Raw genomic sequence first — 15,325 nt, forward strand, 5'->3', positions numbered from 1 at the left:
CGATCTGTTATGCCGCACTGCAACATGAACCCCGCGAGGAGCGACCATGAGCGTCACCGCCCGGAAAAAAGCCCCAAACGCCGAAGATATTCGCGCCCGAAAAGGGGGCGAACCGCTGGTCAGTCTGACCGCCTATACCACCCCGATGGCACGTTTGATGGACACCCATTGCGATTTTGTGCTGGTGGGTGACAGCGTTGGCATGGTGCTGCACGGGCTGGAATCGACCCTTGGCGTGACGATGGAGATGATGATCCTGCACGGGCAGGCCGTTGCCCGTGGGTTGGACAGTGCAATGATGGTCATCGACATGCCATTTGGCAGTTATGAACATTCCCCTGCCGATGCATTCCGCAATGCCGCCCGCCTGATGGCTGAAACCGGTGCGGGGGCTATTAAGCTGGAAGGTGGGGTCGAGATGGCCGAGACCATCCGCTTTCTGGTTAAGCGCGGCATTCCGGTGATGGCCCATATCGGATTGACTCCACAGTCGATCAACACGCTGGGCGGGTACAAAGTTCAGGGCCGGGATGACCAAGCGCATGCCGTGCTGGCCGATGCCCATGCGGTGGCCGAGGCGGGCGCGTTTTCCGTCGTGCTAGAGAAAGTTCCGCAAAATCTGGCCGATCAGATCACTGCTGATGTCGCAATCCCGACCATCGGTATCGGAGCCTCTGCCGGGTGCGATGGGCAAATCCTTGTGGTTGACGATATGGTGGGCTTTTTCACGGCGTTCAAACCGAAATTCGTCAAACGCTATGCCGAACTGGGCCCGTTGGCCGAAGCCGCGATAGCCGAATACGCCGCCGAGGTGCGCGCGCGCAGTTTCCCGGCGGATGAACATGTCTTTGCCGATCAGGCCCCTGCCAAAGGGCCAAAGGTATGACCGCACCGATCCTGCGTCGGCTGGCCGATCTGCGCGCGCTGACGACCGAATGGCACCGCAAGGGCGAATCCATCGGCGTTGTGCCCACAATGGGCGCGCTGCATCAGGGGCATCTGTCACTGGTTCAGGCCGCCAAGGCAGGCACCGACCGCGTGATCGTCACGATCTTTGTGAACCCCAAACAGTTCAACAACCCCGAAGATCTGGCCAATTATCCGCGTACCGAGAGCGAGGATGCGCAAAAGCTGGTCCCGTACGGTGTTGATGCGATTTATGTGCCCGATCCTGATGAAATCTACCCGGCAGGCTTTTCAACCACTGTGACCGTCGGCGGCCTCACTGATGTGATGGAAGGGTCCTTCCGCCCCGGCCATTTCGATGGCGTTGCCACTGTGGTTGCCAAACTTTTCCTGCAAACGCAGGCGGATAAGGCCTATTTCGGGGAAAAGGACTATCAGCAACTGCTGGTGGTCCGGCGTATGGCCCGTGATCTGGACATCCCCGTTGAAGTTGTGGGCTGCCCCACGGTCCGCGAGCCCTCGGGTTTGGCCATGTCATCGCGCAACCTGCGGCTGTCGGCCAAAGGGCTTGAGATCGCAGCGCGAAAGAACACGCTTATGCAAGCGATGGCCAAAGAACTCGCCGCCGGCGCACCCTTCGAACCACTTGCAGAGCAAGCTAGCGATGACCTGCTGGCCGCTGGGTTCACCGAGGTGGAATATATCGACCTGCGTTGTGCCGAAACGCTTGAGCCCCTGCCCAACGCATCACGCCCGGCCCGGCTGTTCATCACCGCATGGGCCGATGGCGTGCGCCTGATCGACAATATCGCTGTTCCGGTGGCCTGATTTCTGCTCTGGCCCCTGCGCGAGTGTTTGCGCTAAAGTCCCGCAAAACCATGCGGGGGAGGAGCGCAGGCAATGACCTATATTCTGGCAATCGATCAGGGCACCACGTCCTCGCGCGCGATCTTGTTCGACGCACAAATGCAGGCCGTCGGCACCGCCCAGCGCGAATTTCCCCAGCATTTTCCGCAGGAAGGCTGGGTTGAACATGATGTTGAGGATATCTGGGACAGCGTTCTGACCGTCTGCCGTGAGGTGATGGAGACCAGCGGCGTCTCGGCCGACCAGATCGCCGGGATCGGCATCACCAATCAGCGCGAAACCACCGTGGTCTGGGACAAGACCACTGGCAAAGCCATCCACAACGCCATCGTCTGGCAGGACCGTCGCACCGCCGAGATTTGTGCCCGCTACAAACAGGCCGGGTGCGAGGATGACGTGACGGCCCAAACCGGGTTGCTGCTGGACCCCTATTTCTCGGGCACCAAGGTCAAATGGCTTCTGGATACCGTCGACGGAGCCCGCGACCGGGCCGCAGCCCAAGAGCTGCTGTTTGGCACCATCGACAGCTTTCTGATCTGGCGTCTAACCGAAGGGCGTAGCCACGTCACCGATGCAACCAACGCCGCACGCACCCTTCTGTTCGACATTCACAAGGGTGAATGGAGCACTGAGATTTGTGATCTACTGGACGTGCCCTTGACGATGCTGCCAGAGGTGCTGGATTGCGCGGCTGATTTTGGCAGCACGTCTCTGCTGGGTGGCAACATCCCAATTCTGGGTGTCGCAGGGGATCAGCAGGCCGCCACGATCGGTCAGGCCTGCTTCCAACCCGGCATGATGAAATCAACCTATGGCACTGGGTGTTTTGCGCTGCTGAACACGGGCGCGCAGCCCGTCGCCTCAAAAAACCGTCTACTGACCACCATTGGCTATCAGTTAGACGGGCAAAAGACCTATGCGCTGGAAGGTTCGATCTTTATCGCGGGGGCTGCGGTGCAATGGCTGCGGGATGCGCTGAAAATAATCGATGCCGCCCCGCAAAGCGGCGATCTAGCGGCGCAGGCCGACCCGACTCAGCATGTGGTTCTGGTCCCCGCCTTCACCGGCCTTGGTGCGCCCTATTGGAAGCCTGATTGCCGGGGCGCGATGTTCGGGCTGACCCGCAATTCAGGCCGGGCCGAGATTGCCCGCGCCACGCTGGACAGCATCGCCTACCAGACCCGTGACCTGTGGCACGCGATGCAAGGCGATTGGGGCGCCGAGGCCAATGTGATACTGCGTGTCGATGGCGGGATGAGCGCGTCAGACTGGACCATGCAGGGCCTGTCGAACTGTCTGGGGGCTCCGGTGGATCGCCCGGTGATGCAGGAAACAACCGCATTGGGCGCTGCATGGCTGGCCGGAATGAAAGCGGGCGTCTATCCTGATCAGGCCGGGTTCGCCCAGACCTGGCAGCTTGATAAACGCTTTGAGCCCCAGATGGCGCAGGATGCCCGCGATGCCGCCTATGCCCGCTGGCAACGTGCTGTACAGGCGGCCATGTCATTCTAAAGTCTATTGTCTTGGGCTTCCACGACGAGGAGGGATACAATGATCAGCTATGTCACTGTCGGCACCGATGACGTCGCACGGGCCAAGCGGTTCTATTCAGCCTTCATGCCTGCGCTGGGCTATGAGCTTGAGGAAGGGCCGGAAGGTCTAAGCTATGCCCTGCCAGTGGAACCGGACCAATCACCGGTGTTGCCCGAGTTCTATGTCAAACCCACCTTTGACGGAGCACCCGCCTCGGCAGGCAACGGGTCAATGACCGCATTCGAGGCGCAAAATCAGCAGCAGGTACGTGATCTGCATACCGCCGCGCTGGCTGCTGGCGGATCCGACGAAGGCGCGCCAGGCTTTCGTGCCGCTTATGGACCCAGATTCTATGTCGGATACCTGCGTGATCCGCAGGGCAACAAGATTGCTCTGTTCTCCAGCAATCCAAATGAACCCGGGCGGGATGACTAACGTCGCGAGCTAGCTGTGATCCTTCATCAAGCGCTGCTTCTGGCGTGACCAGTCGCGCTTGGCCTGCGTTTCGCGCTTGTCGTGCAGCTTTTTACCCTTGGCGATCCCGATCTTCAGCTTCGCCCGACCCTTGTGATTGAAATACAGAACCAACGGCACCAGTGTCATGCCCTTGCGTTGCGTTGCATTCCACAGGTTCGACAATTCCTTGCGCGAGACCAGCAGCTTACGGCGGCGGCGCTCTTCGTGCTTGAACACCTTGGCCTGCTCATACGGCGCGATGTAGCTGTTGATCAGCCACAACTCGCCATCATCGACCGAGGCATAGCTTTCGGCGATATTCGATCCACCGGCCCGCAGGGATTTGACCTCGGACCCTTCTAGCATAATGCCACACTCTATATCCTCTTCGATCGCGTAGTCGAAGCGGGCACGCCTGTTTTCGGCGATCACTTTGTAGTTTGGATCGGTCTTCTGCTTAGCCATGACGCGTTGATTTAGGCGGCTTGAACCCGCCATGCAAGGCCAGCGCAGGCTTTGGTATCAGGATTGTGCGGAAATGATCAGGTCCGGGCCGAAAATTGTATCTGAATGGTTGTGCAGATAGATCTTGAGCCAGGGTGTAAAGCGTTCCGGGTGGCGCTGCACCTCAGCCAGAAGATCGTGATAATCGATCCAGCGAATATCCATCACTTCGTCCGGGTTCGGCTCGATCTTCAGCGGGCCGCGTACGTGCGCCAGAAAAACGTCCACCACCTCATGCTCGATCAGGTTGTTGCCCACATCGGCATGATACTCCAGACGATGGCGGTACTCGGGATACAGTCCGGTGATCCCGAGTTCTTCGCGCAAACGGCGCACTGCGCAGGCTGAGGCCCCTTCGTCCCAGTCAGGATGGGTGCAACAGGTGTTCGCCCACAAGCCCGGGGTGTGATACTTGCCCAACGCCCGGCGCTGCATCAGGATCTCAGTACCGCGCACCACAAAGACAGAGACAGCCTTGTGCCTGAGGCCTTTTTCATGCGCCTCTAGTTTGTCCACGGGGGTCAACTCGCCATCAACCCAAGCCGGGATCATGATTCCCATATGTCGTCTCCTGATGCCGATCCATCGGACTGGCGAACTTTGATGTGGTGCTATGGCCGGATCGGCTTGGCATCGGGGCCCGTCGGCCCCGGATCGGGCCGCGTTGGGACAAAATGGCAATGATCGGTCGAATTATCAACCTTACGAAAAGCCGCAGGTGCGGCGGCTTTTCGATATGTCATCGGGTCATCTGAAATCTTATTCGCCTGATACGCTGAGGATATAGGCATAGACATCCTCGCCACCGGATTTCAGTTTGAAACTCATCTTTGACTTGGCCGCAGTGTCATCCAAGTATTCTTTGAGGAAGGCTCTGGGATCTTGAGAATAGGCGACAAAGGTTTCTTCGTCCCAGACAAGCCCGTTTTCACCGGCTTCGACGATGCTGTCACCGTATTTGAACCCTTCCAAGGTCCCTGCGGTACGGCCTGCGACCCCGTAAAGGTTTGGTCCGGTTTTGCCGCCTTTTACAATCACATCACCCGCAGGGTCGGCGATCATGTGGCAGGATTTGCATCTGTTGAAGGCTTTCTTGCCCGCCTCTGCATCCCCTTCTGCATAAACAGGTAAGGCAAGCAGGCCGACGATTGTGGTGGCGAGGAAACGATTCATTGTCTTTGCTCCAGATTTACGTGGCTGGCCTAGAAGGAGCTTTGGAGCGCCAGTGAGTCAACGCGCAGATTGCCGCGCGCGGGTCTGTGTCGCTGTGGCAAAACGCCGGACCTAGCCGGTTTGGTTGAGCTGTGACCAGCACGGTAGCAGGTCGCCAGGCGCGGGTGAGGCGAGGTAGACCGCGCGCGCGATGGCCCGCGCCAGACAGAGCGAAGTCGCATGGCCGATCATTCCAAGTTCGGTATCATTGGCTAACTGCGCCTTGCCTGTGCTGACGCCAAAAACCAAATCACCATCCCCCGGTGTGTGGGCAGGCAAAACCGCGCGCGCGATGCCATCATGCGCGGCGACGGCCAGCCTGTAGCATTGAGATTTTGACAAGGCCGCATCGGTGGCAACAATGGCGATTGTGGTATTCGATCTCTCGGGATCGGCCCGCATTGCGCTGGCCTTGCGGCTCGCATCCGGCTGGCCCAATCCGGCGCGCGGATCAGGACCTAAACCGCCAAATTCCTCACCTTGTTCGAATGGTGTCGCCCAGAAATGCCGGTCGCCGGGGGTGGTAACGCTCCCCATCGGATTGGCCGCAACAAGTGCACCCACCGTGATGCCCGTGTCCAGCACTGCTGAAGCCGAGCCCAACCCGCCCTTCTGCATCGCAGCCAAGGCACCGGTTCCTGCGCCAGCTGTGCCTAGTACAAAGTCTTCGCTGGCCGTCTCAAAAGCGCGCTGCCCCAATGCGCGGTAGGGGTTTTCGGGCCAGTCTTTGTTGCCGCCATTCAATAGATCGAACAGGATCGCGCCGGGGACGATAGGGACCGCAGCGTTGCCGACCGGATATCCCCGGCCTTGGGCCCTTAGCGCATCTGACGCGCCGGAGCAGGCGTCCAGCCCAAAGGCTGATCCGCCAGACAGGGCGATCGCGTCGACATGGGCGACCGATTTATCGGGGGCCAGCAGATCGGTCTCGCGTGTTCCGGGCGCGCCGCCCATCACATGAACCGAGGCGGTGAATGGCGCGTCCGCCGTGAGGATGGTTGTCCCAGATTTAAGATCGGCATCCTGTGCGTTACCGACCTTCAGGCCAGGGACATCGGTGATCAGGTTTCGGGGTCCTGGGGTCATTTTTGCCTTTGGTATTGGGCCGAAAGCACGCTCGCGCGCGCTGCCTCCGGCGGAGGTATTTTTGAACAGAAGAAGAGCGGATCAGATGCAGCGGCCACCGTCGACCTCTAGCGCTGTGCCGGTGATCATGCTGGCCTCGTCCGAGCAGAGGAACAGGGCGGCATTGGCCATGTCCTGAGGGGTTGAAAAACGACCGAGCGGAATGGTTGAGAGGAACTTGGCGCGAATCTCGGGCGTGTCTTCACCCATGAAGGATTTCAGCAGTGGCGTTTCCCCCGCAACCGGGCAGATGGCGTTGACGCGCACACCCGAAGGGGCCAGTTCGACAGCCATGGTTTTCGTCGCGGTGATCATCCAGCCCTTGGAGGCATTGTACCAGTTCAGATTGGGGCGCGGCGACAGCCCGGCGGTTGAGGCGACGTTTAGGATCGCCCCCGCGCCCTGCGCCTTCATCGCCGGGACAAAGGTGCGGGCAGTCAGGTAAACGGACTTCATGTTCACGTTGAAGACACGGTCGAAGTCTTCTTCGCTGATGTCTTCCAGCGGGGTGGGCAGATGGGTGACGCCAGCGTTGTTAACCAGAATATCGAGCTGCCCATATGCGGCCTCGACCGCGCCGGCCATCGCCTGAACCGACGCGCCGTCGCTAACATCCACTTGCTGCGCCATGGCGTCAGAACCCAGTTGCGCGGCCAGATCTTGCGCCGCGTCGCCGTTGATGTCAGCGATCATCACGCGCGCGCCCTCAGCCAGAAACGTCTGTACGATCCCGGCCCCAAACCCGGACGCGCCGCCGGTTACGATTGCCGTTTTCCCCTCCAGCCTCATGGCGTTACCCTCCTGCCGCTTTTGCGGGTCAGAGTATCAACGGGTCGGCGAGATACCAGATCAATCTTCAGATACTTTCCCCCGCAGCGCCTTGACGTCGCCACGGGCCTTTTTCGCGGACAGACGGCGTTTGACCGAACCGTAGGTAGGCTTGGTGGCAATCCGCCGCTTGGGTTTGACCAGTGCTCGGGCGATCAGCTCAGCCAATCGGGTGCGCGCGATCTCGCGGTTGCGGGCCTGACTGCGGGTTTCCTCACATTGAATGATGATCGCCCCATCTTTGGTCCAGCGTCGCCCGGCCAGCCGTTTCAGGCGGTTCTTCACCGGCTCGGGCAGCGATGGTGAACGCGCGGCTTCGAACCGCAGTTCGACAGCGGTCGAGACCTTGTTGACGTTCTGCCCACCGGGACCGGAGGAGCGTACAAAGCTTTCAGTCATTTCCCAGTCTTGCAGGATAATATCGTCGGTGATGCGCAACATGAGGCGGACCTTACAAGGGCCGCACAGAAACAGAAAGGGCCGCCCCGGTGGGACGGCCCTTCGAAAGTTCAGGAGGTTGGGTCGGTTAGATCAATCGACCAGCCGGAGCGAGCGCTCCGCCAAGGGCTGCCCTAGCAGGCGATCCCCCCGGTTGTTCCGACACCTCTCTCCAATCTCTTTCTTGACACTGGATCACCTCCTTTTCTATCTGTTGCGGTTAACTTTGAGCCTGACACAAGATGCGCCATTCTCAAAGCACTTTTTTAGGCAGGCTGTGCGGCGGTCAGACGGCCGACGATCACCTTGAACGGGATCAAGGCAATCAGGGCCAGTGACAGCTTTACCAACCAATCCGCGAAAGCCAGCGTAACCCAGAGCGGAGCCACCGGTCCGGACAGCATGAACGGCACAGGCTCCCATGCCCAGTTGATCGCGGCATCGGCGTTTGCGCCGAAGAAGGTGACCGAGGCCGAGAAGGCCAGCGTAAAGAAGATCGCCGTGTCCAGCGCCGATCCGACAAGGGTCGAGACCAGCGGAGCACGCCACCAGCGGCCACCGCGCAGCGAATTGAAGATAGTCACATCGGTCAGCTGCGCGATCAGGAAGGCGGTGCCGGACGCGACCGCAATCCGCAACGGCACTGCAGCATAGGTGAAACCATCGCCCTGCAGCATGATCTGGCTACCGATCAGTGAGCAGATGATACCGGTGACAAACCCGGCGAAAACGACCTTGCGGGCCGGACCCACGCCATAGACGCGGTTCATGATGTCGGTGACCAGGAAGGCCAGCGGATAGGTGAAAGCACCCCAGGTCAGCAATCCATCAAGGATCAGGAACTGGACCAGAATGTTCGAGGCCACGACAATGGCGGCCATGGCAAGGATGCCGGGAATATAAGAGCGTTGCATTTTCAGATGCCCGTTTTGACAAGGTAGCGGCGACTTGGCCAAGGGTTCATCCCAAGGCAAGCCGTGCGTTTAGACCTTTGCCCTGCACCTGTCAATCGGGCAGTAGATATTCGACCAATTCGGTCTGCTGCAGCGCCAGAAAGTTATCGTCCGAGATCATCGTGGCGCGCAGTCGCCCCTGATCGTCGCGCCAGACGGATAGGCCTTCCAGATTGTCATGCGTGCCTTTGCTGGTCTCGATCAGGATTTCCTCTGCTTCTGGGGTATCGTCAGAGACATCCCACCGCCGCAGACGCGACCGAAACCCGGTAATGGATGCCGTCCGTTCCAGCACATAGAACCGGCCATCGGGGCCGAAATCGGCTGCAACAGGTTGGAACTGACCACGTTGCGGCAGCACGAAAGGCGTCGACCAGGCCTGACCATCCCAGCGATAGACCGGGATATCACCGGCTATTGTGCGGCTTTTTTCAGTGAGCGTATACAGGCGGCCCGTGTCGTCGATCGCCAGACCCTCGAACGATCCATTCCGCTCCAAATCATCAAAAGCGTTGGGCCGCGGCAGGACGCGGGCGTTTGTACCCGGCGCCGGATAATAGGCGACGCGGTGAACACCTTCGAAAGAGATGTAAAAACCACCATCCGGGGCCATGGCGATCCCTTCGGAATCACCAGCATAGCCCAGCATGATGCGGCCGGTACTGGATAAGACCGGCCAATGGCCCAAAATGCGAATGTCGGATACCTGATCCCTATCACGATCCACACGCGCCGTCATCAGAGTCGCGCGGTCGCTTAAAACAGTAAGATGACGCCCCTTATCCGAAACATGAATCGCCGAGAAACCGCCGAACCACTCGGCGTTGTCCCTCCAGACATAACTGCCAAGCTGGGCGGCGGTTTTGACCTCAACCGCCCCAACCGACCCGGCACACAGACATGCAGCAATCAGTTTGACGATAAAACGGCGGCGCATTGTTTGGGCAAATCGGCCAGAACATATTCCCGGCGTTTCTTGGGGGCAGGCGCATTCGGGTTGGGCGGCGGAGGGTTGAGAATGTTGTTCACCCATTCCTGCGCCTGGGCGCAGCCATCACCCTTGGGGATCGGATCCTGATTAACGCAGCCTTTTGAACCCCTGGGACAGTTCAGGCGCACGTGGAAATGATAGTGATGCCCCCACCAGGGCCTGATCTTGCGCAAGTAGGCGCGATTGCCTTTCTCGTCCTTGCACATCTGAACCTTGGCCCCTGGAAAGACAAAAATCCGCGCCACGCGCTTGTCTTTCGCTGCCGCGCGCAAGATCTCGTGGTGCTGTTTCGTCCAGTTGTTGTTCACAAAGGCCCCGTTCGAGCGACGCAGGGAAATCGACGAAAGGTTCTCGCGTGCTTTGCGGCTCAGGCGCATATCGCCGCCTGGCAGCATCCAGATATCGATATCCAGACCCAGTTGATGAGATCGATGACCCGATGTCATCGGCCCGCCCCTTGGCTGGCTGATATCCCCGACATAAAGGCCGTTCCACCCCGGTTGCTTTGCGGCAAACCGGCTGAGGTCCTGCACATAGTCAATCGCAACAGGATGCCCCCAGTTGCGGTTGCGCGACAGGCGCATGGCCTGCCATGTCGGCCCGGTTTCGGGCAATTGCACCGATCCGGCGGCGCATCCGCGCGAATAACTGCCGAAGGCGGCTGGTTTTTGCTGTGAGCTGACCCGTTTCGCCCCAAACAGCTGTTTCGCCAAAGGTTCAGCCGTCGCAGTGCTTGCCAGTACAAGTGCGGCCAAAGCGACTAAAAAACGTCTTAAAATCATCTGCTCTGATCCCCTTCCGGTTTCACCCAGCGCATCAGTATGAGACCCAGAATAAACAACAGAATGATGGGTGACACCCCCAGACGTGCACTGCCGGTCATAGTTGTTGCAATCCCGATCAGAAGGGGTGCGGCAAAGGCCGTGGCGCGGCCCGACAGACCATACAGCCCAAAGCTTTCGACCGGGGTTTTAGGATCGGTATGGCGTACCATCATCGACCGGCTGGCCGACTGCAGGATACCACCCATGCCGCCAATCAGGATTCCACAACCAAAGAAGACCATATCGGGCAGGCCCGACCCTTCGGGCAACGAAATGCCGTAAACCTGCGTTCGGTCCATCGACACAACGGTCACACACACAAAGATCAGAACCCAGATCGCCACAAGGATAACCGGCTTTGGGCCATACTTTTTATCCATCTTGCCGCCGATCCACGCAAAGATCGCCGAGGCCAGGACGCTGACAATCCCAAACACGCCGATCTTGATCAGGTCCCATTCCAGCACCAACCGGGCATAGACACCGCCAAAGCTGTAAAGCCCGTTCAACGCGTCACGATAAAACATGGACGAGCCCAGATAGCTGGCCAGGCTCAGGCGATGGCGCAGGTTCGAAATGGATTTGGCAAGCAGGCTCAGCGCCTCACCCATACTGCCCTTTTTATCCGCAGGCGCATCATCGCGGACCCAGAGGAAATACGGCACCATGAACAGGACGAACCAACCAGCCGTGAAAGGCCCAACAAAGCGGGTGCCCTGCTGTTGCGCCGCATCCAGCCCAAACAACGGGTCCATCCCGATCAGCGTCTTGCCGTTGGGCTGTTCCACGAACAGCGCCAGCATGATCGCCAGCGAGATCAGACCGCCGAAATAGCCAAAGGCAAAACCCGAGCCCGAAATCTCACCCACTTCACTGTCGTCGCCCAAGTCAGGCAACTGAGAGTTGATGAAGATCAAAGCATATTCCGCGCCGACAAATCCCAACCCAAAAGCCGACAACATCAGCCACATGTTCGATCCGTCCGGCATCGTGTACCACAGCGCTGCCGAGCCCACCGCGTACATCACCGAAAAGCCGAAAATCCACGGGATACGCCGCCCCGACACATCGGCCATAGCCCCCAGCAACGGGGCACCAAAGGCGATGATCAATCCGGTAATGGTCAGGCAATTCGCCCAGACGGTTTGTGCCTGCGCAGCGGCGGCCTCGGCATCCAAGCCCGTGCCCGAATAATAGCCGGCCGCCACCCCGGCGAAATAGGGACCGAAAACAAAGGTCACCAACAAAGTGTGATAGGGCTGACTGGCCCAGTCAAAGAACCACCAACCCCAAATGCGCTTCCGCCTGGAAATCTCTGCCATCTCTGCCCCTGTTGTTCTTTGACGTCATAAGACGAGGCTTTGACCCGTTTCGCAAGCTTTAGGTTGGTGCAGACTTGCTCTTTGACGCTGGGGCGCTTACGTCTCAGCCGGTGAACGAACGGAGTGCCCGATGCAGTCTCTATACCAAATCTTGCAAATGTTGCTGAGCGTTGTCTGGTTCATTGTGATCGCCCATGTGATCATGAGCTGGCTGATCAACTTTCAGGTGCTTAACCTTCACCAACAACTTGTGGCGCAGATCTGGTACGGGCTGAACCGCTTGCTAGAGCCAATCTACGCACCCATTCGACGCCTCCTGCCGCCGATGGGCGGGTTGGATTTGGCGCCATTGATCGTGCTGCTTGGTGTTTTTTCCTTGCGCATCATTCTGGCCAACAATGCCGCGTTCTTCTACTGACCTCTTGTTCACCGAATCTTAGTATGTGATTGTCCTGTCTTAAGAGCAGATAAACCTTATAACAGGGCCACCCCGCAGATGTTCGACTCCGCGCCTTTGCTGCGAGATGTCTTTGGATTCGACGCCTTCCGCCCCGGGCAGGAGGAAATTGTCGATGCCGTGACCGCTGGCGAAAACGTGCTGGCGATCATGCCGACGGGGGGCGGCAAATCCTTATGTTTCCAACTGCCTGCCCTGCTGCGCGACGGGGTGACGGTGGTGATCTCTCCTCTGATCGCCCTGATGCGCGATCAGGTGCGCGGGTTGCAGGAAGCAGGGGTTGAGGCAGGCGCCCTGACATCCGGCAACACCCCCGAAGAAACCGATGCGGTGTGGGAGGCGTTAGAGGCCGGGCGGTTGAAACTCCTCTACATGGCCCCAGAACGTCTGGCGGCCGGGTCCGCGTTAGGGATGCTGCGGCGGATCAATGTCAGCCTGATCGCCGTGGATGAGGCGCATTGCGTCAGCCAATGGGGTCACGATTTCCGGCCCGACTATCTGCGGATCGGAGAGCTGCGGCGCAGCTTGGGTGTTCCTTTGGCTGCCTTCACCGCCACCGCAGATGCAGAGACACAGGATGAGATCGTCGAAAAGCTGTTCGACGGGACCGCGCCGCGCAAGTTCCTGCGTGGCTTCGATCGGCCTAATATCCATCTGGCCTTTGCCGCCAAGGACGGGCCCCGCAAACAAATCCTCGATTTTGCAGCCGCCCGCAAAGCCCAATCAGGCATCGTCTATTGTGGCACCCGCAACAAGACAGAGGTGCTGGCGCAAGCCCTGCGCGTGGAAGGGCACATCGCCTGTCACTATCATGGCGGCATGGACCCTGAAGACCGTCGCATCGTCGAAACACGCTTTGCCCGCGAGGACGGTTTGATCGTGGTGGCCACCGTGGCCTTTGGGATGGGGATCGACAAGCCCGACATCCGCTGGGTCGCCCATGCAGACCTGCCCAAATCCATCGAAGCCTATTATCAGGAGATCGGGCGTGCGGGCCGCGACGGGGGTCCGGCTGAAACCCTGACCCTGTTTGGCCCCGACGACATCCGCCTGCGCCGGTCGCAGATCGATGAAGGGCTGGCCCCGCCTGAAAGGCGCATGGCTGACCACGCGCGGTTGAATGCGCTGCTGGGGTTGGCTGAAGCTTTGAAATGTCGCCGCCAAACCCTGCTGGGCTATTTCGGAGAACAGGCTGAACCCTGCGGCAAATGCGATCTGTGCGATACCCCGCCTGAGGTGTTCGATGGCACCACACCGGTGCGCATGGCCCTATCTGCGATCTTGCGCACCGAGGAATGGTTCGGTTCAGGCCATCTGATCGGCATTCTTTTGGGCAATGAAACGGACAAAACGCGCGCTCGTCGCCATGACACGTTGTCCACCTGGGGGATCGGCAAGGAATGGTCCCGCCCGCAATGGCAGGCGATTTTTCGGCAGATGATGGGGCATGATCTGGTGCGCCCCGACCCTGAACGCCACGGCGCGCTGCGTATGACCGAGGCCGCGAAACCAATCCTGAAGGGCGAGGCGCAGATTGATCTGCGTAAAGATACGATCCGCAAGGCCACGCGCCGCCCTGCGGTCAAAGAGATGGTGTCCGAGGAAGACGCGCCCTTGCTGAGCGCGCTCAAGGCCAAGCGTCGGGCCTTGGCGGAATCCGCCCGTGTTCCGGCCTATGTCATTTTCCCGGACCGGACTCTGATCGAAATGGCCGAAACGCGCCCGATGACGCTGGATGATATGGCCCGGATTGGCGGGGTCGGTGCTAAGAAGCTGGAACGCTATGGCGACACGTTTCTTGAGGTAATCGCGGGCGAGGCCGCTGCAGTTCACCCTGCGCGCCGCAAATTGGCGGGCCGCGATCAGGGTGAGATTTATGACCGTTTGCTGGAGGTACAGTCCCAGTTGTCACGTGGTCCGGATGGAATCGACAAACCACTGACTTGCTCTGCCTCGCAACTGGCGAAGGTGGCGCAGCTTCGCCCGGATGATCCGCGCGGGATCGAACAAGTGTTGGGCGACCGCCGTCACGAAAGGTTTGGTGCGGCCTTTCTGGACGTCCTGCGGGATGCGGGCTAGATACCGCAGGACAGGTAAGGAAAGAGGGCGGATATGCTAGTAGTCATTTCCCCGGCCAAGCGGCTGGACTGGGCAGAGCGGGATGTCGAGGCTACGGCACCCGATTTTCAGGACGACGCAATCCGACTGTCAAAAACCGCCCGCAACCTGACCCTTGGCGATCTGAAAAAGCTGATGGACCTCAGCGATGATCTGGCGCGTCTGAACCGTGACCGCTATCGCGCTTTTACCGACACGCCAGAGCCTGACGCCACCCGCCCCGCCGCGCTGGCCTTTGCTGGCGACACCTATCAAGGGCTTGAAGCGGCCTCACTGGATACCGATGAGATGGCCTGGGCGCAGGATCATCTGCGCATTCTATCCGGCCTTTATGGTGTGTTGCGCCCGCTGGATGCAATTCAGCCCTATCGGCTGGAGATGGGCAGCAAACTGAAAACCCGCCGGGGAAAAAACCTGTATGAATATTGGCGCGACCAGCTGAGCAAAGCGCTGAATGCGCAGGCCGCCGAGGTTGGCAGCGATGTTCTAATAAACTGCGCCAGTCAGGAGTATTTCGGTGCGGTGGACCTGAAGGCCCTGAAACTGCGTGTGATCACCCCGGTCTTTATGGAAGACAAGGCAGGCAGCCCGAAAATCGTGAGTTTCTTTGCCAAGAAAGCCCGCGGTGCGATGGCGCGATACATTGTTCAACACCGCCTGACCGATCCGCAGGCGTTGCTGGAATTTGACAGCGGCGGCTATGCATACCGCCCTGATTTGTCAGAAGCTGACAAACCGGTTTTTGTACGGCCTTATCAGGCTTGATTTGTTGGACAAGCGGTTGGAGCGAG

General features: G+C 59.3%; 17 protein-coding genes. 7 read left to right on the forward strand and 10 right to left on the reverse strand.

What is annotated here, in order from left to right; all coding sequences use genetic code 11:
• Nucleotides 1-46 precede the first annotated feature (46 nt).
• The 4 genes from panB to ACR0EL_RS12760 all read left to right on the forward strand — a co-directional run bounded on the left by panB (nucleotide 47) and on the right by ACR0EL_RS12760 (nucleotide 3,741).
• A complete protein-coding gene (gene panB / locus ACR0EL_RS12745; RefSeq protein WP_480500264.1) occupies nucleotides 47-886 on the forward strand; it encodes a 3-methyl-2-oxobutanoate hydroxymethyltransferase in 840 nt (279 codons plus the stop codon).
• Nucleotides 883-1,734: a pantoate--beta-alanine ligase gene (gene panC, locus ACR0EL_RS12750; RefSeq protein WP_480500265.1), complete on the forward strand. Its 852-nt coding sequence runs from the start codon at nucleotides 883-885 to the stop codon at nucleotides 1,732-1,734. The genes panB and panC overlap by 4 nt, the downstream gene beginning before the upstream one ends.
• A 72-nt stretch (nucleotides 1,735-1,806) precedes the next feature.
• Nucleotides 1,807-3,285: a glycerol kinase GlpK gene (gene glpK, locus ACR0EL_RS12755; RefSeq protein ID WP_480500266.1), complete on the forward strand. Its 1,479-nt coding sequence runs from the start codon at nucleotides 1,807-1,809 to the stop codon at nucleotides 3,283-3,285.
• A 39-nt stretch (nucleotides 3,286-3,324) separates the two neighbouring features.
• Nucleotides 3,325-3,741 (forward strand): VOC family protein, encoded by a 417-nt coding sequence (locus tag ACR0EL_RS12760; RefSeq protein WP_480500267.1) that lies wholly within the window; start codon nucleotides 3,325-3,327, stop codon nucleotides 3,739-3,741.
• A gap of 9 nt (nucleotides 3,742-3,750) precedes the next feature.
• Here the strand turns inward: ACR0EL_RS12760 and smpB are convergent, their stop codons facing one another.
• The 10 genes from smpB to ACR0EL_RS12810 all read right to left on the reverse strand — a co-directional run bounded on the left by smpB (nucleotide 3,751) and on the right by ACR0EL_RS12810 (nucleotide 11,959).
• On the reverse strand, nucleotides 3,751-4,227 hold the full coding sequence (smpB, locus tag ACR0EL_RS12765) for an SsrA-binding protein SmpB (protein WP_170379480.1): 477 nt from the start codon (nucleotides 4,225-4,227) through the stop codon (nucleotides 3,751-3,753).
• Between the two features lie 57 nt (nucleotides 4,228-4,284).
• Nucleotides 4,285-4,827, reverse strand: a complete 543-nt coding sequence (gene idi, locus ACR0EL_RS12770) for an isopentenyl-diphosphate Delta-isomerase (RefSeq protein WP_353008698.1) — start codon at nucleotides 4,825-4,827, stop codon at nucleotides 4,285-4,287.
• A gap of 198 nt (nucleotides 4,828-5,025) precedes the next feature.
• A complete protein-coding gene (locus ACR0EL_RS12775; protein WP_480500269.1) occupies nucleotides 5,026-5,439 on the reverse strand; it encodes a c-type cytochrome in 414 nt (137 codons plus the stop codon).
• Between the two features lie 111 nt (nucleotides 5,440-5,550).
• Nucleotides 5,551-6,564: a P1 family peptidase gene (locus tag ACR0EL_RS12780; protein WP_480500271.1), complete on the reverse strand. Its 1,014-nt coding sequence runs from the start codon at nucleotides 6,562-6,564 to the stop codon at nucleotides 5,551-5,553.
• Between the two features lie 81 nt (nucleotides 6,565-6,645).
• Nucleotides 6,646-7,392, reverse strand: coding sequence for an SDR family oxidoreductase (locus ACR0EL_RS12785; RefSeq protein ID WP_480500273.1), 747 nt, complete (start codon nucleotides 7,390-7,392; stop codon nucleotides 6,646-6,648).
• Nucleotides 7,393-7,452: 60 nt separating this feature from the next.
• Complete coding sequence (arfB, locus tag ACR0EL_RS12790) at nucleotides 7,453-7,872, reverse strand: alternative ribosome rescue aminoacyl-tRNA hydrolase ArfB (protein WP_480500274.1); 420 nt, start codon at nucleotides 7,870-7,872, stop codon at nucleotides 7,453-7,455.
• Nucleotides 7,873-8,135: 263 nt separating this feature from the next.
• Nucleotides 8,136-8,783: a queuosine precursor transporter gene (locus ACR0EL_RS12795; protein WP_480500276.1), complete on the reverse strand. Its 648-nt coding sequence runs from the start codon at nucleotides 8,781-8,783 to the stop codon at nucleotides 8,136-8,138.
• A 91-nt stretch (nucleotides 8,784-8,874) separates the two neighbouring features.
• Nucleotides 8,875-9,759 carry an esterase-like activity of phytase family protein gene (locus ACR0EL_RS12800; protein WP_480500277.1) on the reverse strand — a complete coding sequence of 295 codons (885 nt, stop codon included), beginning with the start codon at nucleotides 9,757-9,759 and terminating at the stop codon, nucleotides 8,875-8,877.
• Nucleotides 9,732-10,595, reverse strand: coding sequence for a penicillin-insensitive murein endopeptidase (gene mepA, locus ACR0EL_RS12805; protein ID WP_480500278.1), 864 nt, complete (start codon nucleotides 10,593-10,595; stop codon nucleotides 9,732-9,734). Before mepA ends, ACR0EL_RS12800 begins: the two co-directional genes overlap by 28 nt.
• Nucleotides 10,592-11,959, reverse strand: coding sequence for an MFS transporter (locus tag ACR0EL_RS12810; protein ID WP_480500280.1), 1,368 nt, complete (start codon nucleotides 11,957-11,959; stop codon nucleotides 10,592-10,594). Before ACR0EL_RS12810 ends, mepA begins: the two co-directional genes overlap by 4 nt.
• 130 nt (nucleotides 11,960-12,089) lie before the next feature.
• Between ACR0EL_RS12810 and ACR0EL_RS12815 the strand changes: the two genes are divergently transcribed.
• From ACR0EL_RS12815 to yaaA, 3 genes are all read left to right on the forward strand, one after another.
• The gene (locus ACR0EL_RS12815; RefSeq protein WP_170533946.1) at nucleotides 12,090-12,377 is read left to right on the forward strand and encodes a YggT family protein; all 288 of its coding nucleotides are present in this window, start codon (nucleotides 12,090-12,092) and stop codon (nucleotides 12,375-12,377) included.
• Between the two features lie 78 nt (nucleotides 12,378-12,455).
• Nucleotides 12,456-14,495, forward strand: a complete 2,040-nt coding sequence (gene recQ / locus ACR0EL_RS12820) for a DNA helicase RecQ (RefSeq protein WP_480500281.1) — start codon at nucleotides 12,456-12,458, stop codon at nucleotides 14,493-14,495.
• 33 nt (nucleotides 14,496-14,528) lie between these two features.
• Nucleotides 14,529-15,299, forward strand: a complete 771-nt coding sequence (gene yaaA, locus ACR0EL_RS12825; protein WP_480500282.1) for a peroxide stress protein YaaA — start codon at nucleotides 14,529-14,531, stop codon at nucleotides 15,297-15,299.
• The last annotated feature ends 26 nt before the right edge of the window (nucleotides 15,300-15,325 follow it).

The sequence above is a fragment of the Ruegeria sp. AH12 genome, from assembly GCF_056541465.1.